This window comes from Idiomarina aquatica, assembly GCF_004362895.1.
GTDB lineage: Bacteria > Pseudomonadota > Gammaproteobacteria > Enterobacterales > Alteromonadaceae > Idiomarina.
In genome coordinates, this window is record NZ_SNXI01000014.1 from 31,961 (window position 1) to 54,958 (window position 22,998).

Genomic DNA, 22,998 nt, shown 5'->3' on the forward strand with positions numbered 1-22,998 from the left:
GAACTGTGATTTTTGCCGGTTAAGTTGTAACGGACTATTACAAAAGCACTAGAACGGCAGTTAACCTTCTAACAACCAACGTTCTGCAGACTCCACATAGCGGGGTTTCCCACTCAATAGCACCACGTCGCCGGCGCGTAACGTTATCTGCGACGAGGGATCCTCAACTTCGACATCATCGCGACGCAACGCTTTAAGTTTTACCTGATAATCACTCCAATTGAGCTCCTCTACCGACTTACCCACAGCCCACGCTTGTTCAGGTAGGTTCACCGCATGCAAAAACTCCAGCCGATCCGCATTTTCTGCGTCGACGGTGGTCTGGGACCCCGGATAAAAGCCATGCATGTCGCCATAGTGATTACGACGCTCCTGTTCCAGTCGTGACAAAATGCGCCGAATTGGAATACCGCTATGGCTCAACACATGAGAGATCAACATCAGGCTTGCTTCGAGGGTATCCGGAACAACTTGCGAGGCGCCGGCGTCAGTAAGTCTATCCAGGTTTAAATCGTCGCGACTGCGGACGATAACAAAAGCCTTATCGTTCATTGAGCGAATTTCTTTTAATACGTCAATAGCCCGTGAGTCATCAGAAAAACTGATAATGATCAGAGGGACGTGAGCCGCCCCGACAGCGCGTAAAATATCCCGTTTAGCACTATCACCAAAGTAAACCGGTGCGCCACCGGCAACAGCTTCCTGAACACGTAGTGGGTCATTATCCACGGCAATATGTTTTATTCCTTCCGCATCTAAAAAGCGGCTAATCGTTTGACCCACGCGGCCAAAGCCACAGATTAACACCTGCTGTTCACGACCTGAGTTTTCGACTTTCTGCGCAATATCGGGTTCTTCGGTGGGTTCGCGAATAAGCAACGATACTAATGGCTGCAACTTTTGGATAACAATAGGTGTTACCGCCATACTGAAGACGCCCACACCAATCAGAATTGATGACACTTGGTCAGTTAAGAGATTATAAGTGCCGGCCAACGAGACAATAACAAAACCGAACTCACCCATTTGAAACAAAGATATGGCACTGCCCCAGGCATCCCGGTCGCGCTCACCTAATGCTTTCGCAACGTAACGTATCAGTACCAGCTTGACCGCTGTCATACCCAATATAATCAGTAGCACCCAATGCAACGACTGAATAAACGTTGTTAAAGCCAGCTGCATACCTACCGTGGTAAAAAACAGCCCCATCAGAATATCGCGAAAAGGCCTAATATCAGCTTCTAACTGGTGTTTGTATTTGCTTTCGCCCAGCATCATGCCGGCCAAGAAGGCACCCAATGCCATAGACAAACCAAATGCGTGTGTTAAGCCACCGGCGACTAAGGCCACCAGCAATGTTGCCAGCACAAACAGTTCGTCGGTGCGTTGGTTTGCAATTTCGCGGAATGCATAGGGAAGCACCCATTTACCCACCGCCATGAGCACCGCTATAACGGCGGCTCCTTTTACCAGCGCCATCAATAAACTGTATGCGATACTGCCGTCGCCGCCCCCGGCAAGCAGAGGAATAATAATTAACAACGGCACCACGGCGATATCCTGAAACAGCAATATTGCCACGCTAACCTGGCCGCGCCGCGTGGCCGTTTGCGAACTCTCACTCAGCTGCTTAATGACTACCGCTGTTGACGACAATGCCAGCGCGCCAGCAATGGCTAGCGCTGCCGCCCAATTGCCGAGCAACAAAAAACCAACCACTAAAAATATCAGTAGCGAGCCCAAAACTTGCGCGGCGCCCAAGCCAAACACCAGTCGCCGCATGGCAATCATTTTTGGCAAGGAAAATTCTAAGCCGAGTGAGAACAGCAACAGTACGATACCTAATTCAGCAATCAGGTGATATTCGTCTGGATCCGAAATCCATCCCATAACATGGGGGCCAGCGATTATGCCGGCGCACAGATAAGCAAGAATTGCAGGTAACTTGATTCGGCGAAACGCCCATACCAACACCACGGCGACGCCGAGTAATAGTAATAAACTGGTAAAAGTTCCGTACATCCTCTGCTCCCTGACTATGTTTGGCGGCCGATTCTCAGTTGCCGTTTGGTTTAATCATAACACCGTCTAGATGACCTTAACACGACTTTAATAGTCACCGAATTACTCGCCTAACAAGTTCTGGCACACTTTTTGTATGTTTCTGGCATAAGTAAAGCATTGTCAATTTTGCGTCACACAAATAACGCCGGGAAGTAACCATGCTAACAAAAGTTGCATTTGGAAAAGTCAAACAGCCGCAGCCTGTGCGCTCACAGTCACAGGTGAGTCAACTGACCAGTAGCCGCGACCTGTCGCGTTCCAATACCTTGACCGAGGTATTGCAAACGACTCTGGATACCCATCAGTTATTATCAGTTTATGCTGACTTTTTAAAAACCCGGCTCGATGTTGAGGCGCTGCAGTTTGTTTCCGATGATCAGTTGTTCAGTCTCATCGGCGACTTTGACCAAAGCCAGATACAGCATGCGGTGATGTTGTATGCGGATCAAGCCTACCTGGGCCAGTTGGTTTATGGTCTTAAACGACCGTTAACCGTTACCCAAAAGTTGCGCCTGGAGCAATGGCACCGGGAGCTGACTTTTCCGCTGCGCAATGCGCTAAAGTTCTCACAGTTACATCGTTTGGCGGTGCGTGATCATTTAACCGGTCTCGGCAACCGGGCGTTGCTAGAGGAAGTTCTGGAGCATTTGCATATTAAGCAGCAACGCCAAAAAAATGGCTCTCACTCGGTCATGTTACTTGATTTAGATGGCTTTAAAGATGTCAATGATGAGCACGGCCACCAGCAGGGTGATGACATTTTACGCGTGTTTGCGGAGTTATTGCGCACAACGGTACGCGACAGTGATCAAGTGTTCCGTTTTGGCGGTGACGAATTCGTTATTGTAATGGAAGATACTAATCTGTATCAGGCTCAGGACGTCTACAACCGTATTCGAACAGCTGTCGATAGCTGCGATACGCTCAGCCGTTATGGCTTGAGTACCAGTGCCGGTACCGCACAGCTGGAGTGTTTTAATACCGTTGAACAAAGCTTAGACGAAGCAGACCAGTGCCTTTATCAGGCCAAGCACGGCGGTAAAAACCGTCATTGCGGATCAGTCGGTTGCGCTTAACCATTGCGGCTGTGGCGGCGGAGTCATTGCCGAGCCAGCGGTAGCATCTTGGTGTAACCACCCAACCCCGGGTAACCATGCCCACGCAGAACGCTTTTGTAAGCAGGGCGCGCACTGACGTAACCAGGCAGGTACCTGCGCCTGCTTTAACCAGTCTGCCATGGTTTTACGGCCTTTACGCTGCGGATGTTGCCATTTACCGGGCAGTAATCCATAACCAAGCGTTAAGTCTGCCTCGTTAACCAACGCTTCAGTAATAATCAACTGACCCCAAGGGCTTGCCAGACTATAGGTTCCCGCTTCTGTAAGCTTAACGTGCGATGGTGTTTGCTGATTCTGTTCCTCGACACACCAAAGCGCCACCTGATAAAAACGCACCTCATAATCAGCACAGCTCACACACATACGGGTATCCGCACGCGCATCACTGGCCTGCTGTCTAATTTGCTCAAGCTGTTGAAAGCTCGGTAAAGACGCCGCCTCGCCCGCGGCAATTTCCAGCCACCGGCGCAGTATCGCACGTTGCATTGCTGCTGACTGCCGACGCAAGGTATCCACCGGCAAACCTTTGCCTAATAGCGGATGCTCAATCCATTGCTGCGAGAGTTTTTCACTCAACAAGTCATCCAATACCTGTTGCTGTTCCGCACAGAGCCGCGCCGACCGTAGCACACTATCGCCAAAAGTTGGCCAGCGTTGCTCCAGTAACGGAATTACGTCGTGACGTAAAAAGTTACGCTCAATTCGCGTATCGTAGTTGGTGTCATCTTCAATCCAGGTCAACTGACGCGCGTTTGCATAGTCGTAAATGTCCTGTTTGCTTACCGCCAGTATTGGCCGTACCAGGCGCCGCTGATCGTACCAGCAATGCACTTCAGCCATACTGGCAAGCCCTTTTGGACCGCTACCTCGGTTTAACTGCAGTAAAAACGTTTCGATTTGATCATTACGATGCTGACCCAACAATATGATTGCATCGTTATCGCTCAGTTCACGCAAACGCTGATAACGACGTTCCCGGCCTGCGGCTTCTTTCGACTGCCGTGATTCGATTGGTACAGTCAGTGGTTCAAAGTGTGTGGTAACGCCATAAGCTTTAGCAGCTTTTTGGATTGTTTCTGACCAAGCCGCTGAGTTGGGGTGAAAACTGTGATCGAGGTGCACCGCCAGGTAGCGATACTGATCATGCTGCTGATGATAGCGCATCGCGCAATCCAGCACCGTTTGTGAGTCAGCACCGCCACCCAGGGCGATAATTATTTGCTGCCCGGGCCTGAGCGATAAGCCATCCATAACCGTACAAAAGCGGTCAAATAACGCGTCGCTCATTAACGTAGCTGCCTAGCAATAACCAAATGACATGAGTTTTTGATAGCGGCGATCGAGCAGTTCGCTACGCTCGAGTCCACGCAATTCGTTTAAATCAGTTATTAAGCGCTGCTTAAGCGCCGAAGCCATATCGTCCATATTGCGATGAGCGCCACCCAGTGGCTCGGCAATAACTGTATCAATTAAACCTAATTCTTTACTGCGCTGCGCGGTAACGCCCATTGCCTCGGCCGCAAGTGGCGCTTTACTAGCGCTCTTCCACAGAATCGACGCGCAGCCTTCCGGCGAGATAACCGAATAGGTGCTGTACTGCAGCATATTAACTTTGTCGCCCACGCCAATAGCCAATGCGCCGCCGGATCCGCCCTCACCGATAACGGTACAAACGATGGGTACACCCAAACGCGACATGACTTTAAGATTGCGGGCGATAGCCTCACTCTGACCGCGCTCTTCGGCGCCAATGCCCGGATAAGCCCCCGGCGTATCAATAAAGGTGACAATTGGCATTTTAAAGCGTTCTGCAGTTTCCATCAGGCGTAATGCTTTGCGATAGCCCTCAGGCTTTGGCATGCCAAAATTACGGCGAATTTTATCTTTTGTTTCGCGGCCTTTTTGCTGACCAATAACCATCATCGGCTCGTCATTAAGTCGTGCAATACCACCAACAATCGCTTCGTCATTGGCATAGGTGCGATCTCCCGCCAATTCATCGAACTCGGTAAAAATACGCGGAATATAATCTAGCGTATAGGGCCGCAACGGGTGCCGCGCTAACTGCGCAACCTGCCACGCGCCTAACTCAGAAAATATTTTTTCGGTAAGCTCACGGCTTTTGTTGGTCAGACGTTGAATCTCTTCTTCAATATTGATGTCCAGCTCACCGCGTTCGCCGACGTTTTTTAGTTCATCTATCTGCGCTTCAAGCTCGGCAATTGGCTGTTCGAAGTCTAAAAAGTTCAAGCTCATTCGCTACCCATTCCTTAAAATTCTAACGAGACCCACTGTTCACCCAGCAGCTCCCTTAAATTATGTATCAGTTCGTCAGCTGGTCGAATATACCATTGCACGCCAGCTGTTAACGTCGCGTTCGCCTTGTCACCCTTAAAGTGAATAATTAACGGGCAGGTACCTTCGGCATAGGGTTGCAATTCGTTTTGCAGTTTAGCTGCCATACCCTGTTGCAGCTGTTCACTTGTTACGGTTATGGCGACATGCCGTAAAAAACTTTCCCGCGCCTGATCGATACTCATCACTTCTCGGGCTATCATTCTATTACCACCAGAGAAGTTATCAAATCGTACCTCCCCTTTTGCCCACAAAATTCGGTCTTTTTCGAGCAAATGCTGGAAGCTTTCATACTCATTACTATAGAGCATGACATCCATTCGTGCGCTTTTATCGTCCAACGTGACCACGGCAAACCGCTGACCGCGTTTATTTACGATAACACGAACATCAATCACCAACCCGGCTATTGCAACCAGCTCATTCTTTCGCGTTTCGTTAATTTCGGACAAAAAGCCGGCGACGTAATGGCGCAATTCCTGGCGAAAACGATTAATCGGGTGACCCGTTAAATAAAGCCCTAATGTTTCCCTTTCACCTTCAAGCCAAACCGCTTCGGGCCAGGGTTTTACGTTAACAAACTCGTGTTCTACTGCTTCCGGCTCGGTGGTGAGCACGCCAAACATATCACTTTGGCCAATACTTTCTGCCTGACGATGTTGCTCGGCCTGGCGCATAGCTTTTTCCAGCGATGCCATTATGGTAGCGCGATGCGGTCCAAGCGTGTCCATTGCACCACCACGTATCAGTCGCTCCATCACGCGTTTATTGAGCCGTTTTAAGTCGACCCGGCAACAAAAATCGAACAGATCGGTAAATTGACCTCCTTCCTGACGTGCTTCGATAATTGCCTCAATGGGCGCCTCGCCAACTCCTTTTATGGCACCGATGCCATAGACAACACGACCTTCCTCATCAACGGTAAACTTATACTGGCCCTTATTAACATCAGGCGGCAGTAACTTTAGGCCCATGCGTTCGCATTCGTCAGCCAGGGTAACGATCTTGTCGGTATTATCCATATCGGCTGACATTACTGCCGCCATAAATTCAGCGGGGTAATGCGTTTTCATCCACAGCGTCTGATACGACACCAACGCGTAAGCAGCCGAGTGTGATTTATTAAACCCGTATCCGGCAAACTTCTCTACCAGGTCGAAGATTTTCATCGCCAGTTCGGGGTCAATGTTATTTTTAGCCGCGCCCTCGCGGAAAATATCACGCTGCTTGGCCATTTCTTCGGGCTTTTTCTTACCCATGGCGCGCCGCAGCAAATCAGCGCCGCCTAATGAATATCCGGCCATGACCTGAGCCACCTGCATAACCTGCTCCTGGTACAGGATAACGCCATAGGTCGGTTCAAGAATTGGTTCCAGGCATGCGTGTTGATATTGCGCATCCGGGTAGGATACTTCTTCGCGGCCATGCTTACGGTCGATAAAGTTATCTACCATGCCCGATTCCAGTGGCCCGGGCCGGAATAAGGCGACCAGCGCGATAATGTCTTCAAAGCTATCCGGTAACAAACGCAGAATAAGCTTTTTCATCCCCGCTGACTCTAGCTGAAACACCGCCGTGGTCTCGGCGCGTTTTAAAATTCGGAAGCATTGCGGGTCATCCAGCGGAATAGCATTGATATCAATCAGCGCTTTGCCCTGTTGTTGATGACGTGCATTAACCATATCCAGCGCCCACTGGATAATTGTCAGCGTACGCAGGCCCAAAAAGTCGAATTTAACCAAACCGGCTGACTCGACATCGTTTTTATCAAACTGTGTAACCGGGTTTTTACCCTCATCATCACAATAGAGTGCAGCAAAATCGGTAATCGTGGTTGGTGAAATAACTACCCCACCCGCGTGTTTGCCAGCATTACGGGTCACCCCCTCGAGAATCCGGGCAAAATCGATGAGCTCTTTAACTTCTTCGTCAGCATCGTAACGTTCGCCCAGCTCAGGGACTTCTTGAAACGCCTTCGCCAGGGTCATCCCCGGCGCTCCGGGCACCAGCTTGGATATGCCATCAACGAAGCCATAAGGGTGGCCAAGCACACGACCGGCATCACGGATGGATGCTTTTGCCGCCATGGTACCAAAGGTAATAATTTGCGATACCGCATCACGGCCGTACAGCTCGGCCACGTGATCAATAACCTCGTCACGGCGATCCATACAAAAATCGACATCAAAGTCCGGCATGGATACCCGTTCGGGGTTCAAAAAACGTTCGAATAGCAGATCAAACTCAAGCGGATCAAGATCCGTGATTTTTAACGCATAGGCGACCAATGACCCGGCACCAGAGCCCCGCCCCGGCCCGACCGGGATATTATTGTCCTTACTCCACTGAATAAATTCCATGACGATAAGGAAGTAACCGGGAAAGCCCATTTGGTTAATTACATCAAGCTCGATTTTTAACCGTTCGTCATAGGCAGGACGTTTTTCTTTCCGTTCCTGCTCGTCGGGGAACAAAAACGCCAGCCGCTCTTCTAATCCTTCCTCTGACACCTTAACCAGGTAATCACCTTCGGTTAAGTTGCCGGTCGGGAAAGCTGGCAGAAAGTATTCGCCCAGCCGGATAGTCACGTTACACCGTTTTGCTATTTCAACCGTGTTTTGCAACGCTTCCGGAATATCAGCGAACAATTCCTGCATTTCTTCGGCGCTGCGAAGATATTGCTGTGGCGAGTATTTTTTGGGTCGGCGTTTGTCACCAAGCTGAAAGCCATCATGGATGGCAACACGAATTTCGTGTGCTTCAAAGTTATCGGCTTCTAAAAACACCACTTCGTTAGTTGCCACTACCGGAATATCGCGTTCTGCGGCCAAATCGACGGCAGCATGCAGGTAGTCTTCTTCCTGTGGTCGGCCGGTGCGGGTTAACTCAAGATAATAACGGTTAGCAAAATGCTGTTGATAAAATGTCAGGCACTGCTCTAAAGCATCTGCATGGCCTTTTAATAAGGCCTGTCCGACATCACCCTGACGTGCCCCCGATAACAATAAAACACCGGCATTGTGCTCGACCAGCCAGTCTTTATCGATAACCGGTTTGCCTTGTACGTGGCCGCGAAGATAAGCTTTTGAAATGAGTTGGATAAGACTTTGGTAACCATCGTTATCCATAGCCAGCGCCGTCAGACGAAAAATTTCGCCTTCAGGATAGTCGCCCTGCACCCAGAGGTCTGCACCGACCAGAGGTTTAATGCCCTGCTTGTGAGCCGCACCGTAATATTGCACCAACCCACAGAAGTTCATCTGATCAGTTAGCGCCATGGCCGGCATGCCAGCTTCCGCCACCGCTTCGCAAATAGGCCCGATTTTTGTCAGGCCGTCAATCATAGAAAAATCACTATGTATGCGCAGATGAACAAAAGGACTATCGTTAGCTGTGGTGCCGGTCAGGTCGCTGGTCATAATAGCAGTAGCTTTACCATTTTTAGTTTTTATAGTAGCGCGTATTGTGCCTCAATCGCTGCTGGCAGTCGAGTAGCCGCAAACTATCAATGTAACTTCAAACGCGGTTTAACCGCGTGGTTAAGCTTATCCACAGTAATAATTAACAGCATTTTCCACCACCCGTGTAAGGCCCGTTGATGCATTCGATAAAGACTAGCATAAGCATACCGAGCCAGTGTTCCTTCAATCGACATGGATAGACTCTTACTCTGCATCAAATTTCCCACGGCCGAGAAACGACTGAGCGATACCAGCGAGCCGCGATCTTTATACTTAAATGGTTTTGCTGCTCTGCCTTTTAACTCACGCTGGATATTAGTGGCCAGACAAGCGGCCATTTGATGTGCTGATTGCGCCCGCGGCGGTACAAAGCGATCATCGTCAATAGCGCAGGCCGCGCAATCTCCTAACGCATAAACAGATGGGTCATCGGTGCTTTGCAGATACTCATTTACCAGCAACTGGTTATTTTTGCGGTGCGCCAGCCCCAGCGACGCTAAAAAGTCAGGTGCCCGAATTCCTGCCGCCCAAACCATCAGGTTAGCATCGATATGCGCGTCATCTTTTAACGTCAGGCCGTCGCTACCGGCTTTTACTGCCGGATTGCCGGTTATCACGTTAACCCCAAGTGATTCGAGCTTTTGCTTAACCCGATGTGCCAGGCCTTCCGGTAAAGCAGGTAATAATCGTGGACCGGCCTCGACCAGGCTGACTTTCAGGCGCTCACGAGTTAAATGCGTTAAGCCGTAAATATTTAATAAGGATACCGAGTGCACCAGTTCTGCCGCAAGTTCGACCCCGGTTGCGCCACCACCGACAATCGCGATATCCAATGTTTGCTCGTCGCCATCCTCCAGCGCCTGGTTAACCCGCAGAAATTCGTTAAGTAATTCGTGATGAAAATTATCGGCTTGCTGCGTCGAGTCCAAAAAGTAGCAATGTTGTTTAACACCGTCGACGCCAAAGTCTGCGGTGACGCTGCCTACCGCCAGTATGAGCCGGTCATAGCGAATAGAACGTTCGGCTAAGACCTCTTCACCGTCGTCAACGATCGGGGCAAGCTGTACCTGCCGATTATCCCGGTCAATTCCGGTTAAAGTACCGACTAGAAAACGAAAGCCAGCCCTGGCGCCCTGCCCCCGATAATCTAGCTCCGCAAGTCGCGAGTCCAAAGCGCCCGATGCCACCTCGTGTAACAGTGGTTTCCACACGTGGGTACTGTTTCGATCAATCAGAATAATTTCTGCTTGTTTTTTCTTACCTAACGTTTTCCCGAGTTCGGTAGCCAGCTCAAGCCCTCCGGCACCACCTCCAACCACTACGATGCGCTCCATCTCGTTGTCCCTTATAAAATAAAAAAGCCACTGACGATAATAACGCCAGTGGCTTTGTTTCGCATCCGTACTAACGGATTAAATTGCTATAAGCTTAGTCAATTGACGGATCAGTCAAACCGCGACGTTCCAGCAAGGCTTCAACCGTTGGCTCTTGACCACGCCAGTTGATGTACTGTTGCATCGGATCTTTACTGTTACCCTGAGACAGGATTTCTTTACGAAACGCCTGGCCATTTTCCAGCGTCAAACCACCGTTATTATTCATGTGTTTAAACGCATCAGCAGCCAATACTTCACTCCACATGTAGGCGTAGTAGCCTGCTGAGTAACCACCCGCAAACACATGCGCAAAGTACGTCGAGCGGTAGCGCGGCGGTACCGCTTCTACCAGTACGCCATTGCGTTCAAGGGCTTCTTTTTCAAACGCTTGTACATCGTCAATTTCTGTACCCGGCTCTACCGTGTGATACTCAAGATCAAGTAGTGCTGCAGCAACATATTCCAATGTATCAAAGCCTTGGTTAAAGTTACGTGCGGCCAATACTTTATCTAACAGCTCCTGAGGAATCTGTTCACCGGTTTCGTAATGCTTAGCAAAGTTGTTGATAACTTTTTCGTTAAGCATCCAGTCTTCCTGGAACGTTGAAGGGAACTCAACATAGTCTCGTGATACCGATGTGCCGGCCAGTGATGGATATTTCACGTCCGAGAACATACCGTGTAACGCGTGGCCCATCTCATGGAACATGGTAGAAACTTCATCAAAGCTTAAGAACGTTGGTTCACCGTCAGGCGCTTTGGTGATGTTCATGTTATTAAGAATAACCGGCTTCTGTTCCATCAAACCAGACTGGCTGCGGAATGAACTCATCCAGGCACCACCGCGTTTACTATCACGCGCATAGTAGTCAGCATAGAACAAACCAAGGCTGCTTCCGTCAACGTCAAACACTTCGTAGACATCAACGTCTTCCTGATAAACCGGAATATCGTTACGTTCTTTAAAGGTGATACCGAACAACTCAGTCATGGCATAAAATACGCCGTCTTCCAGCACACGGTTAAACTCAAAATATTTTTTAACTTCGTCTGAATCCAACGCGTACTTCTCAGCACGAACTTTCTCGGCATAGTAGAACCAATCCCATGGTGCCAGTTCAAAGTCCTTACCGTCAGCAACGATAGCCTGTTGGATTTCTTCTGCTTCGCGGTTTACGTTAGAAACCACAGCTGGTACCAGGTCACGTAGCATTTTCTTAGCCGCGTCAGGGTTGCCTGCCATGTTTGTTTCTAAGACGTAGTCACCCCAGCTGTTATAACCCAGCAATTGTGCTTTATCAGCACGTAGTTTAACGAGTTGCTTAACCAGTGGGTTTTGATCAGTCTCGGTATTACCGGTACCGCGGTTAGCTGATGCTTCCCATACCCGCTGACGCAGTTCACGATTTTCTAACTCAGCCAAAATTGACTGGCGTGTGGTGTTAGTTAACACAATCGCATACTGGCCTTCTTTATCACGGCTTTCTGCTGCATTTGCTAAGCCCTGAATGCGGCTGTCACTTAAACCTGCCAACTGTGATTTGTCTTCTACAAAGATCACGTTTTCCTGAGTCAGTGACATCAGTCCGTCACGGAATTCATTGGTCAGACTGGATAGTTGCTCGTTGATGTCACGAATTTGCGCTTTTTCTTCGTCATTTAACAATGCACCCGAGCGCACAAAGTCTTTGTAGGTTTCTTCCAGTAAACGCTGACTTTCATTATCCAAGCCTAAGTCTTCGCGTTGCTCATACAGTGATTTAATGCGAGCAAACAAGTTGGCATTCAGGCTGATGTTATCACCATGAGCGGCCATTTTAGGGGCAAGCTCCGCCTGCAACTCTCGAATTTGGTCATTCGAGTGAGAAGATGACAGATTATAAAATACCGAGCTCACGCGATTCAGAATTGCGCCTGACTTTTCCATTGCAACAATGGTATTTTCGAATGTGGGCTCTGCTGAATTATTAGCAATGGCTTCAATCTCTGCCATATGCTCTTGCATACCCTTTTCGAATGCCGGTTTGAAATGTTCAAACTCGATTGCATTAAAATCAGGTGCCTGATATTGCAACGGGCTTGGCTCATAGAATGGGTTTTGTTCAGTTGCAGCCTGCTGCGACTGTTCTGGTTGCTGCTCAGCTTGTTGTTCTGCTTGGTTCGCTGTCGCTTGCTGCTCATTGTCACTGCACGCGCTCAGTGATACAGCTGCGCCAATGGCAACTGCAACTAATGTTTTACGCATTGGTTATCTCCCGCTGGATTATTTTTTAAATGCGCCATTACTCTAGACGCGGATTGCGTCAGGCTCAATAGCTACACGGCAGAAAAACCTAAATATTCGGTAAATGGATGTGTCTGAAACAGGGAAACTGGGCCGATTGACCCATAAAAACAAAAAAACACGCTCGAAGGCGTGTTTTAATGATGGCGGAGCGGACGGGACTCGAACCCGCGACCTCCGGCGTGACAGGCCGGCATTCTAACCAACTGAACTACCGCTCCACATCAGAGATGTGGTGACCTTCGCTAAAAGGTCAAGGTTAAGGTGGCGGAGCGGACGGGACTCGAACCCGCGACCTCCGGCGTGACAGGCCGGCATTCTAACCAACTGAACTACCGCTCCACACTTAACCGCTGTTGAGGCTCTCCCCTCAACGCGGCGTGAATATTACGAGCGACCCGCTAAACAGTCAACCCTTTTTTTCATAAAATTTTAAACAAATGCTCTGTTTGACTGAATAATATGCAGATCAGTGCTTTTTTAATCAGTTTACTCGCTTTTAGCGGCTTTTTTTTGCGCCTTCTTCTGCGCTTTCTGCTCAGCTTTCTCTGCATTCTTTTGTGCAGTTGCCGGATCATTATTTAGCCGCTTACTACGACGCCGCCACCAAACAAAGCTTATAGCGCCAGCAATCAACACAACATTTACGGCCGCAACGATAATTAGATTAACGATTAGCTGCTGTTCTTCAGCCTCACGTTGTTGTCGCTCCAACTCGGCTTTGCGGACTGCCTCCTGACGCGCCTGCTGGGCAAGTTCTTCTGCTGTAGGTTCTGCAACAGGCTCCACCGAAATAAAACTTAAGTTATTAAACTGCAACTCAAACTCACGTCCCTGATTTGATGTCGCAAACACAGTGAGTTCCACCAGATGCTTGCCATAAGCGAGATTGTCTAGCGGAATGACGTGCGGAAAGGAATCTATTTTAGTTACTGAGAAGCGTCGCTCTTCGCCATTTGGATAACTCACGCTACCGTTAATAGCAACGCTCGACGGGTTGACCAGCTTTTCGTCGAGACTAACCTCAATACCATTGTCTGCGCCACGCTCTTCCGCCAACTGAAAATCAATAGTTACCGGTTGGTGCTCTACCACCACCGCTTCGTCCTCAAAACTCCGCTCATATAACGGTGTTTCCAGCTGATACGTTGGTAAATATTCGCCGGGCACCACATCTAATGCAAAACGGCCGGTAAAGACACCATCGCCGGCTTGTTCGTCATGCCCCTGACCATTGTCGCTGAATTCTGCAACGCGGGTAGGATCAGCACCAAAATTGTCAAAGTCCGGATTGTTGCTACTTACAAACAACACATCCAGCACCACGGTTTCTCTAAATCTCGCCGTCGACACCGGTGTAGTGCCGTTATAAAGCGTACCCTCCACCTTTAGTCGTTCATTTTGGAATAACTGTTTAGGCAGTGGCTCGGCTTCAAAACGGACTTCCGATACAATGATTGCCTTGTTTTGCTTGTCGACCCGGCCAGCCACTTGCCAGGGCCCCGGCTCCGGATCAACAATTTTAATCATGTCGAAGTTTGGATCGGTATACCAGGTCACCCGTTCTAATGGGTAATCGCTGTCATACCACTTACTGCCATCGGGCTTAATCAGTATCAGCGGCTGGCTATTAGGCTCGCGAAAGAACAGCAGCGTAATTTCTTCTATGTCGGCGTCGATACGGAACCGCTGCCCTTCAATTGGCAGCATATTATCCATCGGCCCATCCATCAGCTGCATAGGCTGATTTTGTTCCGTTTGTTGCTGAGCATTTAGCGGGAGTGCGGCACTAACCAAGCACACCCATAGTACTATCAGGAATCGAGCCAAAGACACTTACCACCCTCGTTTTTTACTAGCGCCAGCCGTTGTTGATGCTGTTCTAATTCATCGGCCGTTGCCGTCAAAACCTTTAGCGGGCGACGGTTTTTTATCGGTTTATGTTGCACGTCACCGGGCCCATTAGCATTACCGCGCTGGGCATTATTGTGCAGGTTAAGGTCTGTTTGACCGCCGGTCATAGCCAGGTACACGTCAGCCAGAATTTCCGCATCCAGTAGCGCTCCGTGCAACTCGCGGACAGAGTTATCCACCTCGAACGCCTTACATAACGCATCCAGACTATTACGTTGCCCCGGTCGCATTTCTCGCGCTAACTGCAATGAATCCAGCACCGAACAATAATCAGTGGTTTGGCCATATCCCGCTTGCAACCGGCTAAATTCAGCGTCCATGTGACCGACATCGAATGGCGCATTATGGATTACTAATTGTGCGCCTTTAATAAAGCCTAGAAAATCATCAACAATTTGCGCAAACACCGGCTTGTCGGTAAGGAAATCATTGGTAATTCCGTGAACCTCGATAGCTTCCTGCTCGACCACCCGTTCAGGATTAATATAAACGTGGTAATGCTTACCCGTGGGCTTTCTGTCGATTAACTCAACACAACCAATTTCAATGATCCGATGCCCTTCGGCTGGGTTAATACCTGTAGTTTCGGTATCCAGTACCACCTGACGCATGCTAATTTCCTGATATACTCTGTGCTAATTTGAGCTAATAGTAGCAATATTTATGACCAACACAAACGCTGTTCACTTATATACAGATGGTTCCTGCCTGGGTAATCCGGGGCCGGGCGGCTACGGAGTGGTACTGGAATATAATAAACACCGCAAAGAATTAAGTCAGGGCTTTAAATGCACCACCAATAACCGTATGGAGATGCTGGCCTGCATAGAGGGGTTAAAAGCCTTAAAACGCGACTGTGAGGTCGTCATAACGACCGACAGCCAGTATGTAAAACAAGGTATCGAACAATGGATGCATGGTTGGAAGCGTAATGGCTGGAAAACATCAGCGAAAAAGCCCGTTAAAAACCAGGATCTATGGGTAAAACTGGATAACGAGCTACAGCGCCATAAGGTTCGCTGGGATTGGGTAAAAGGTCACTCAGGTCATCCGCAAAACGAGCGCTGTGACGAGCTCGCCCGCGAGGCGGCGAGTGGCTCGTCACTACAGGAAGACGGCGGCTATAACCCGTTATAACACTAACCTTCGCCAGCGACGACCGGGCGTTTTTCTTCGGCCCAGGCACTCATCCCGCCGGTTACGCTATACACTTTATCAAAGCCCATGCGCTCGAGGCTTTCGGCAGCCAACGCCGAGCGCCCGCCGGTCTTACAGATAAGATACAAGGGTTTATCAGCAATGCGCTGCAGCGCATCATCGTAACCGGCTACATCAGGGTGTTGATTAAGTTGCATCTCCAGCACGCCCCGGGGCATATTGACCGCTTCCCGGATATGACCCTGGGTATATTCGGCTGGTTCGCGCACATCGATCACACGCGCACCATCTCTTAGCGCTTGTTGGAGCTGTTCGGTGGTCACTTCGTTAACATTATTTTTTGCCATTTGGCAAAGCTTCATTGCATCAATCATGCAGTACCTCTTTGCTTGTCGTTAAACTACTTCGGGTTGTTGCCGTGGCGACCGGCCGTTGACTAAGCGCGGCGCCGCTTGGCACTCTCATTCTAGGCGTTTTTAATATAACGCATTTACGTGCCAGTATGGCATAACCACTGTGTAATAGCGGAATTTTCTGACACAGTTTTTCTGTCCATACGGGGCTTGGTGAGGTTTTAGATCGGTTACTGTCGGTAGCTAAAAACCGTCCCATATAATAATCATGCTGGACAATTTCATAACCCAACAGCTGCAGCCAGTCTTTTATGCGAAAGGCACTAAAATAACGCCCCGACCATGGCAGTCGTTTACGATTAGCCGGTAACCAGCCACTTAACATGGCAGGACTCAACGGATTAAAACCACAAATAAATAAGTAACCATCGTCCATCAGCACGCGGTTTACCTCGCGCAGTACTTGGTGCGGATCGCGGCTGTACTCAAGTACAAACGGCATCACCACCTGATCAACCACAGCATTCTTAATCGGCAAGTGCTCAAGTTTAGCCTGAATAGTATTCGCTTTAGCAGCGGGACTTACTAACACCGGCGCAGTCAAACTAAAAGCCTGATAACTCAACTCTGCCGCTAATCCGCCTAATCCCAGGGTCGTTCCGCAACGCAGCCGGCGTCCATAGTCATTCATTAACCACTGCGTATGCTCACGCATGTAGTCGCCGCAGACAAACGATTGCCAGCTGTCAGGTTGCGGCAATTTAGCGGGGCTATACGCTGGCTTAATAAGCACTCGGGTATCCTTTATGGTAGGCTCTTGGCTATAATTCTATGCTAGCGCTAATGAGGTCGATATGCGAGTGCATCCAATCAAAGCATACAACGATAATTATATTTGGCTTATTCAACCGACCACAGAGCCCGCAGTCATCGTGGTAGACCCCGGCGATGATAAACCTGTGCGGCAGTGGCTTAGTGATAACAATGCCACTATCGACAGTTATTTAATCACTCACCACCACTGGGATCATACCGATGGTTTAGCGCCATTACTTAATGATTATCCGGCACCTGTTTTTGGTCCTAAAAATAGCAACATAGCCGCAATTTCCGCGTCTCTGTCAGAAGGGGATAAATTTTCCCGACTCGGTTTATCATTTGAGGTATTTGAAACGCCCGGACACACTTTAGACCACATTAGTTTTTACTGTAACGGCTATTTATTTTGCGGTGACACGTTATTTTCAGGTGGCTGTGGACGCATGTTCGAAGGTAACCCGGAGATGTATGTCGAGTCGTTAAAAAAGCTTCGTCTATTACCGGGCGACACGCGAGTTTTCTGCGCGCATGAGTACACCCAGGCAAACTTAACCTTTGCAGTGTTGGTAGAACCCGACAATGCACTGCTAAACAGTTATCTGGAAAAAGTAAAGCTAATGCGTCAGCAAAACGAAATCACTTTGCCCAGCAGTCTGCAGCTGGAGTTGGCAATGAATCCATTTTTACGTTTTGACCAGCCCACCGTAATAAGCGCTGCCGAGCAGCATGCCGAGCGAGCCTTAGATAGCGCTGCCGATGTGTTCGGGTGCATAAGACAGTGGAAAGACAACCTGTAATTCATTAAACTTGACGCGTTTTTAAACAAAAACTTTAACGAGACGTTATTTGCATGAAGTTGACGAAAGCCCCTTTTGCCATTGCTCTGGTCTCTGCCCTTGTATTAAGCGGCTGCCAAAGTACATCGCCACAGACATGGTTTGTGTCTGAGTCAGAACCCGAAGAAACCAATAAAACTGTCGCCAAACGGGCACCTGACAACTCAGCTGAAGTAGAGCCGAAATCCTTACAAACCGTGCCAGAAATTGCATTAGGTACAGCGGAGTTTCATCAACAACCTGTTGCTGAAGAACCTTTGCCCGAACAGGATCTATGGCAGCGTATTCGGCAAAATCTGCAATTTGAGGCTCCGGACAATCAACGTTTACGTTCACAACGCAATTGGTATGTTAGCCATCCTGAATATCTGCAGCGTGTCGGTAAACGAGCAGAGCCTTTTTTACACTTAATTGTAGAAGAGATCGAAAAGCGTAAACTGCCGATGGACTTGGTGCTTCTGCCCATTGTAGAAAGTGCTTTTGATCCCTTCGCATACAGCCATGGCAGTGCTGCCGGAGTCTGGCAGTTTATTCCGGGGACCGCTCGTCATTACGGTTTAGATATCAACTGGTGGTACGACGGCCGTCGTGACGTTTATGCGGCTACTCACGCAGCGCTAGACTACCTGGAAGATTTGTATGCCTATTTTGACGGCGACTGGTTACACGCATTAGCGGCCTATAACTCAGGTCAGGGGCGCGTCGGCAATGCTATCCGAAAAAACCAGCGGGCCGGCAAACCGACTGACTTCTGGTCACTTGATCTACCCCGCGAAACGCGCGCTTACGTACCTAAATTGCTGGCATTATCTGATATTTTACGAAACACCGATGAGTATGGCATCGTTTGGTATCCCATTGAGAATCAGCCCTCTCTGAAAGTTGTTGAACTGCCGGCACAAATTGACCTGGCTAAAGCCGCCGATATGGCGGCTATGCCATTGGCAGAACTGCACCGCTACAACGCCGCGTATAACCGTTGGTCTACCGCTCCGGGCGGCCCGCACCGACTATTACTGCCGCAACAAAATGCCAATACCTTTGAACAAGCCATTGCAGCAACTGATCCCAAGCAATGGTTAAACTGGCAACGTCACCAGGTTCAATCGGGCGAGAGCTTGTTAACTATCGCCAAAAAGTATCACACCTCCGTTGATGTCATTCAGCAGGTTAATGATATTAGTAGTCATATTATCCGAGCTGGTGAGTTTTTGCTGATCCCCGTCGCCAGCAACGATTTAGATGACTATACACTGTCACAGGGGCAGCGACTGTTGGCTACCCAGACGCGACAGCGGCAAGGAGAAAAATCCGAGTATGTGGTGCAGTCCGGAGACACGCTCTGGGATATCAGTCGCATCTACGATGTCGGTACCCGTGAGCTAGCCAAGTGGAATGGTATGGCCCCGGGGGATTTCTTGCGCCCTGGTCAAAAACTGGTAATCTGGAGTGACAGCAAAGCACCGAGCCAGCGCAGTGCAAGCTTAATTAGAACAGTGACTTACCAAGTCAGAAACGGTGACTCGCTGGCTCGCATTGCGAATAAATTTAATGTCACTATTGGTGATATTGAAAAATGGAATAATATAAATCGCAGCCGCTACCTGCAACCCGGGCAACGTCTGACCCTAAAAGTTGATGTTACAAACGTAAGTGGTTAACCAATGAAAAATCTCACGTCAGTTGTTTTAATCGTTTTAGCAGCGCTGTTTTTATTACCCAATAAATCCGTAGCGCAGGAATGGGATGCCTCAGGTGAAGGTAAAGTTACCTACCCCAGTGGCCGCACTGAACCGCTGACGTTTGGCTTTTCCTATCAAAAAACCTATGGCACCTTTGTTTTTAAGGCAGGTAACGCCAAAATGCGGACCGATGAGCCGCCACCGAATTACATTCTTAACGTTATCGTTAACGACGATGGATTATTATACATCGCTGAATTTGCCGACGGCTTTTTTGAATCATTTGAGTTAGCGTTAGGCGGCCACAAGGTGGCTATAAAGCCGCGCCGCGAATTTGATGAAGATGAGCCGGTCAAGCACCTGGTGGTTTACATCGACGACCGTAGCTTTTTGCTAGATACCACACACCCGTCGTTAAAGTTTTCGTTTGACGAAGATGGTATCAGCGAGATTGACGGTAACGGCCTAATCCGTGACTTGAGTTCAAGGCGTTAACTTCGAGGCGTCAAAGCAACGCCTTTAATTCATCCTCGGACAACACCACTACGCCAAGTTTTTCTGCTTTCGTAAGCTTCGACCCGGCGGCTTCGCCGGCAATAACAGCGGTGGTCTTTTTAGACACTGAACCGGTAACTTTAGCGCCCAACGCTTCTAGCGCCTGTTTTGCCTCATCCCGGGTCATTGAACTCAAGGTTCCCGTCAACACGTAGGTGTTGCCTGCCAAACGATCATCGACGGGTCCTACGGCTTCGCCTTCAGGCCATTCAATAATCTCTCGTAGCTGCTGCACTACGGTTTGGTTATGCGGTTCGGCAAAGAACGCATGAATATGCTGCGCAACCACAGTACCAATATCGTCGACCTCTTGCAGTTGCTCAACTGACGCTTCAGTGATTGCATCCAATTGCTGAAAATATGACGCTAAAGCGGCCGCAGTCGCTTCGCCAACCTCGCGGATTCCCAGCGCATAAATGAACCGTGCCAGAGTTGTTTCGCGCGTTGCCGCAATCGCATTAACCAGGTTTTTGGCTGACTTTTGACCCATCCTCGGCAACGATGCCAGCATCGGTTCAGTTAATTTGTACAGGTCTGCCGGTGACTTTATCCAATCGCGCTCAATCAATTGCTCAACAATTTTATCGCCCAAACCATCGATATCCATGGCTTTGCGACTAGCAAAATGTTTTATCGCTTCTTTACGCTGCGCAGCACAGATCAAACCGCCGGTACAGCGCGCAACAGCTTCTTCGGCCACCCGTTCGATCTCCGAGTCGCAAACCGGACAGCGCGTCGGAAACTCAATTGCCTGGGTATGCCCAGGGCGTTTTTCCTCGACCACACTGACCACTTGCGGGATCACGTCACCCGCCCGGCGGATACTGACTACATCACCAATACGCACGCCCAGCCGCGCAATTTCATCGGCATTATGTAAGGTCGCGTTAGAAACCGTGACGCCGCCAACGTTAACAGGCTCTAACCGAGCTACCGGGGTTATGGCTCCGGTTCGGCCGACCTGAAAATCGACGCCGGTAATGGTAGTTAACTGTTCTTGTGCGGGAAACTTTCTTGCGATTGCCCAACGCGGGGCCCGTGCCACGAAGCCGAGATCCTGTTGCAACGCAATCGCGTCAACTTTGTAGACGATGCCATCAATTTCGTAGCGTAATTCATCACGACGCGCGAAAATATCATTATAAAATGCTTCACACTCAGCAACACTTGCTGCTGTTTTCACTTCATCGTTTATGGGTAAGCCCCAGCGCGCCAATTGCTGTAAACGTTGATAATGACTATTCGGTAATGCCTGCTCCGCCTGCTCGTCAATAACGCCCAGGCTGTAGGCATAAAAGTGTAATGGTCTCTTCGCGGTAACGCGCGAGTCGAGTTGCCGCAGGCTACCGGCAGCTGCATTACGGGGGTTAGCAAAAACCTTTTGCTCGCGCTTTCGTGCTTGCTCGTTAAAGGCCTCAAACGCAGCTGTGGGCATAAACACTTCGCCACGCACTTCTAGCCGCTGAGGTGCTTCAGACGATAGCTCTAACGGCACGTTACGTATTGTTTTAACGTTTTCAGTGATGTTTTCGCCACGGTAACCATCGCCGCGTGTCGCAGCGCGCACCAACTTACCATTCTCATATAAAATACTCACCGCTAAACCATCGAGTTTTGGCTCACAGCAATAGGTGATATTGTTTGAACTATCCAGACGTTCATTTACCCGTAGAGTAAACGCCTCGAACTCATCCTCATCAAAAGCGTTATCCAGCGACAGCATGGGCACTTCGTGTGCCACGGTATCGAATTTATCTAGCGGTTTACTGCCAACCTTTTGGGTCGGCGAATTGGCCGATGCTAAATCTGGATGGTCGCGTTCTAACTGCTGTAACTCACGGAATAGAGCATCGTATTCGCTATCGGGTACCGATGGCTCATCCAACTCATAATATTCACGGTTATAGCGGGTTAATAGTTTTTGCAGCTGCTGAATACGCTGTTTTGCTTGTTGTTCGTGTTCTGACATCTTAAAAACGGCTCACGGTTGAACGCTCAGACACTACCGGCCTGAGCCTTTTCAAATTCACGAATAGTTTGGTGTGCTTTTTGTATGGATTGACGCGATAACACCTGTCGCTGGCCATCGAGCACCTGGCCTTGCGGAATTTCCATCGCCAGTTTTTTAGCGGCATTAAGCATCATGTTAAACGCCTGCTGGCCATCATAATCCAGTGGTAACGTCATAAACAACGCTACCCCTTCGGTTTCAAAGTTTTCGATGTTATCTAAGTCAAAGGTGCCTGGATTAAACATATTGGCAACGCTAAAAATTAATGGTCCGTTACCTGAGGTTTGCTCGTAACGATGAAAAATGCCCATCTCACCAAACTTGCACCCCAGTTCGGTCATCATTTGCAATAACACAGCGCCCTGTACTGAACCTTTAACAAATAACGAAATAACTTCCTGCGCCGGCGGCGGTGTTGATTTTTGCATGGTGGGTTCAGCAGCAGTCGACTCTGGTTCTAACTCTGGAGCGGGTTCAGGCTCAGGGTCATGCTCGGGTTCAGCTTTTGCTTTTATATCCGGCTCGGGCGCTGCTTCTGCTTGCTCGTCATTATCGTTTGCCGTTAATTCGAACTCTGCCTGTTGCAGTGCATCTGCTTCATCTTTGTTAACCCGCATGGAAGGCAACGGTGTATTGTCGTCCTCAAGATCCAGGTTCATCGACATTTGCTCAATCTCATCGTCTGCGCTCGGCGCCGTATTTACTTTTGAGCTTTTGGATTCATTCAGATTAGGCTTATGAGTACTAGCCGTCTTGTCATCAGTATCTGGCTGCGCATGCTCACGTTTTTTAACGACCCGAACTTCGCCGACGCCGTCATCATCAAACCCGGCATTCGTTGCCGAGGCTCGCTGCCGCTTAGCAGCTACCTGTTCTTTTTGTTGCGTCATTTTTTGGCTGTTACGGCGCATCGTCCACAAGCCGTGGCCGATGATTGCAATAATCAGCAGCACACCAACAATGCTTAACGTGATCTGTAGATTGCTCATTCAGTTGCCAACCCTTAGTT

Annotated in this window: 17 protein-coding genes and 2 tRNA genes; 5 read left to right on the forward strand and 14 right to left on the reverse strand. The window is 49.2% G+C overall.

Going from position 1 to position 22,998, the window contains the following annotated elements:
- Nucleotides 1-60 precede the first annotated feature (60 nt).
- Nucleotides 61-2,025 carry a monovalent cation:proton antiporter family protein gene (locus DEU29_RS10090; RefSeq protein WP_133540235.1) on the reverse strand — a complete coding sequence of 655 codons (1,965 nt, stop codon included), beginning with the start codon at nt 2,023-2,025 and terminating at the stop codon, nt 61-63.
- Between the two features lie 200 nt (nt 2,026-2,225).
- Between DEU29_RS10090 and DEU29_RS10095 the strand changes: the two genes are divergently transcribed.
- Entirely contained in the window at nt 2,226-3,143 is a 918-nt protein-coding gene (locus DEU29_RS10095) for a GGDEF domain-containing protein (RefSeq protein WP_133540236.1), read from the forward strand.
- Here DEU29_RS10095 and tilS read toward each other — a convergent pair.
- The 9 genes from tilS to dnaQ all read right to left on the reverse strand — a co-directional run bounded on the left by tilS (nt 3,126) and on the right by dnaQ (nt 15,186).
- Nucleotides 3,126-4,472, reverse strand: a complete 1,347-nt coding sequence (tilS, locus tag DEU29_RS10100; RefSeq protein ID WP_133540237.1) for a tRNA lysidine(34) synthetase TilS — start codon at nt 4,470-4,472, stop codon at nt 3,126-3,128. The genes DEU29_RS10095 and tilS overlap by 18 nt on opposite strands.
- Nucleotides 4,473-4,484: 12 nt before the next feature.
- Nucleotides 4,485-5,441: an acetyl-CoA carboxylase carboxyl transferase subunit alpha gene (gene accA / locus DEU29_RS10105; protein WP_133540238.1), complete on the reverse strand. Its 957-nt coding sequence runs from the start codon at nt 5,439-5,441 to the stop codon at nt 4,485-4,487.
- A 14-nt stretch (nt 5,442-5,455) separates the two neighbouring features.
- The gene (gene dnaE, locus DEU29_RS10110; protein ID WP_133540239.1) at nt 5,456-8,959 is read right to left on the reverse strand and encodes a DNA polymerase III subunit alpha; all 3,504 of its coding nucleotides are present in this window, start codon (nt 8,957-8,959) and stop codon (nt 5,456-5,458) included.
- A gap of 86 nt (nt 8,960-9,045) precedes the next feature.
- Entirely contained in the window at nt 9,046-10,335 is a 1,290-nt protein-coding gene (locus DEU29_RS10115; protein WP_133540240.1) for an NAD(P)/FAD-dependent oxidoreductase, read from the reverse strand.
- 94 nt (nt 10,336-10,429) lie between these two features.
- Complete coding sequence (locus DEU29_RS10120; RefSeq protein ID WP_133540241.1) at nt 10,430-12,622, reverse strand: M3 family metallopeptidase; 2,193 nt, start codon at nt 12,620-12,622, stop codon at nt 10,430-10,432.
- A 183-nt stretch (nt 12,623-12,805) separates the two neighbouring features.
- Nucleotides 12,806-12,882: transfer RNA gene (locus DEU29_RS10125), tRNA-Asp, on the reverse strand.
- A gap of 44 nt (nt 12,883-12,926) precedes the next feature.
- Nucleotides 12,927-13,003: transfer RNA gene (locus tag DEU29_RS10130), tRNA-Asp, on the reverse strand.
- Nucleotides 13,004-13,150: 147 nt separating this feature from the next.
- Nucleotides 13,151-14,497: a TIGR03503 family protein gene (locus DEU29_RS10135; protein ID WP_243734557.1), complete on the reverse strand. Its 1,347-nt coding sequence runs from the start codon at nt 14,495-14,497 to the stop codon at nt 13,151-13,153.
- Nucleotides 14,476-15,186, reverse strand: a complete 711-nt coding sequence (gene dnaQ / locus DEU29_RS10140) for a DNA polymerase III subunit epsilon (RefSeq protein WP_133540242.1) — start codon at nt 15,184-15,186, stop codon at nt 14,476-14,478. The genes DEU29_RS10135 and dnaQ overlap by 22 nt, the downstream gene beginning before the upstream one ends.
- 52 nt (nt 15,187-15,238) lie before the next feature.
- On the opposite strand from dnaQ, the gene rnhA reads away from it, so the two are divergent.
- Nucleotides 15,239-15,712 carry a ribonuclease HI gene (gene rnhA / locus DEU29_RS10145; RefSeq protein WP_133540243.1) on the forward strand — a complete coding sequence of 158 codons (474 nt, stop codon included), beginning with the start codon at nt 15,239-15,241 and terminating at the stop codon, nt 15,710-15,712.
- A gap of 2 nt (nt 15,713-15,714) precedes the next feature.
- Here rnhA and DEU29_RS10150 read toward each other — a convergent pair whose 3' ends face one another.
- Both DEU29_RS10150 and DEU29_RS10155 read right to left on the reverse strand, forming a co-directional pair.
- Entirely contained in the window at nt 15,715-16,107 is a 393-nt protein-coding gene (locus DEU29_RS10150) for a rhodanese-like domain-containing protein (RefSeq protein WP_133540244.1), read from the reverse strand.
- Nucleotides 16,100-16,879, reverse strand: a complete 780-nt coding sequence (locus DEU29_RS10155) for a class I SAM-dependent methyltransferase (RefSeq protein ID WP_133540245.1) — start codon at nt 16,877-16,879, stop codon at nt 16,100-16,102. Before DEU29_RS10155 ends, DEU29_RS10150 begins: the two co-directional genes overlap by 8 nt.
- Nucleotides 16,880-16,940: 61 nt before the next feature.
- On the opposite strand from DEU29_RS10155, the gene gloB reads away from it, so the two are divergent.
- From gloB to DEU29_RS10170, 3 genes are read left to right on the forward strand one after another with little or no spacing between them, the layout of a single operon-like run.
- Complete coding sequence (gene gloB / locus DEU29_RS10160) at nt 16,941-17,702, forward strand: hydroxyacylglutathione hydrolase (protein WP_133540246.1); 762 nt, start codon at nt 16,941-16,943, stop codon at nt 17,700-17,702.
- Nucleotides 17,703-17,755: 53 nt separating this feature from the next.
- Nucleotides 17,756-19,402, forward strand: coding sequence for a LysM peptidoglycan-binding domain-containing protein (locus tag DEU29_RS10165; RefSeq protein ID WP_133540247.1), 1,647 nt, complete (start codon nt 17,756-17,758; stop codon nt 19,400-19,402).
- A gap of 3 nt (nt 19,403-19,405) precedes the next feature.
- The gene (locus DEU29_RS10170) at nt 19,406-19,918 is read left to right on the forward strand and encodes a hypothetical protein (protein WP_133540248.1); all 513 of its coding nucleotides are present in this window, start codon (nt 19,406-19,408) and stop codon (nt 19,916-19,918) included.
- Nucleotides 19,919-19,928: 10 nt separating this feature from the next.
- Here DEU29_RS10170 and ligA read toward each other — a convergent pair whose 3' ends face one another.
- Nucleotides 19,929-21,947 (reverse strand): NAD-dependent DNA ligase LigA, encoded by a 2,019-nt coding sequence (gene ligA / locus DEU29_RS10175; RefSeq protein WP_133540249.1) that lies wholly within the window; start codon nt 21,945-21,947, stop codon nt 19,929-19,931.
- Between the two features lie 26 nt (nt 21,948-21,973).
- Complete coding sequence (gene zipA / locus DEU29_RS10180) at nt 21,974-22,978, reverse strand: cell division protein ZipA (RefSeq protein ID WP_133540250.1); 1,005 nt, start codon at nt 22,976-22,978, stop codon at nt 21,974-21,976.
- Nucleotides 22,979-22,998: the final 20 nt, after the last annotated feature.

What these genes read in the sequence shown, in the direction of transcription:
- DEU29_RS10090 (WP_133540235.1), bottom strand. Translation starts at nt 2,025, where the DNA reads ATGTACGGAACTTTTACCAGTTTATTACTATTACTCGGCGTCGCCGTG.
- DEU29_RS10095 (WP_133540236.1), top strand. Translation starts at nt 2,226, where the DNA reads ATGCTAACAAAAGTTGCATTTGGAAAAGTCAAACAGCCGCAGCCTGTG.
- tilS (WP_133540237.1), bottom strand. Translation starts at nt 4,472, where the DNA reads ATGAGCGACGCGTTATTTGACCGCTTTTGTACGGTTATGGATGGCTTA.
- accA (WP_133540238.1), bottom strand. Translation starts at nt 5,441, where the DNA reads ATGAGCTTGAACTTTTTAGACTTCGAACAGCCAATTGCCGAGCTTGAA.
- dnaE (WP_133540239.1), bottom strand. Translation starts at nt 8,959, where the DNA reads ATGACCAGCGACCTGACCGGCACCACAGCTAACGATAGTCCTTTTGTT.
- DEU29_RS10115 (WP_133540240.1), bottom strand. Translation starts at nt 10,335, where the DNA reads ATGGAGCGCATCGTAGTGGTTGGAGGTGGTGCCGGAGGGCTTGAGCTG.
- DEU29_RS10120 (WP_133540241.1), bottom strand. Translation starts at nt 12,622, where the DNA reads ATGCGTAAAACATTAGTTGCAGTTGCCATTGGCGCAGCTGTATCACTG.
- dnaQ (WP_133540242.1), bottom strand. Translation starts at nt 15,186, where the DNA reads ATGCGTCAGGTGGTACTGGATACCGAAACTACAGGTATTAACCCAGCC.
- rnhA (WP_133540243.1), top strand. Translation starts at nt 15,239, where the DNA reads ATGACCAACACAAACGCTGTTCACTTATATACAGATGGTTCCTGCCTG.
- DEU29_RS10150 (WP_133540244.1), bottom strand. Translation starts at nt 16,107, where the DNA reads ATGATTGATGCAATGAAGCTTTGCCAAATGGCAAAAAATAATGTTAAC.
- gloB (WP_133540246.1), top strand. Translation starts at nt 16,941, where the DNA reads ATGCGAGTGCATCCAATCAAAGCATACAACGATAATTATATTTGGCTT.
- DEU29_RS10165 (WP_133540247.1), top strand. Translation starts at nt 17,756, where the DNA reads ATGAAGTTGACGAAAGCCCCTTTTGCCATTGCTCTGGTCTCTGCCCTT.
- DEU29_RS10170 (WP_133540248.1), top strand. Translation starts at nt 19,406, where the DNA reads ATGAAAAATCTCACGTCAGTTGTTTTAATCGTTTTAGCAGCGCTGTTT.
- ligA (WP_133540249.1), bottom strand. Translation starts at nt 21,947, where the DNA reads ATGTCAGAACACGAACAACAAGCAAAACAGCGTATTCAGCAGCTGCAA.
- zipA (WP_133540250.1), bottom strand. Translation starts at nt 22,978, where the DNA reads ATGAGCAATCTACAGATCACGTTAAGCATTGTTGGTGTGCTGCTGATT.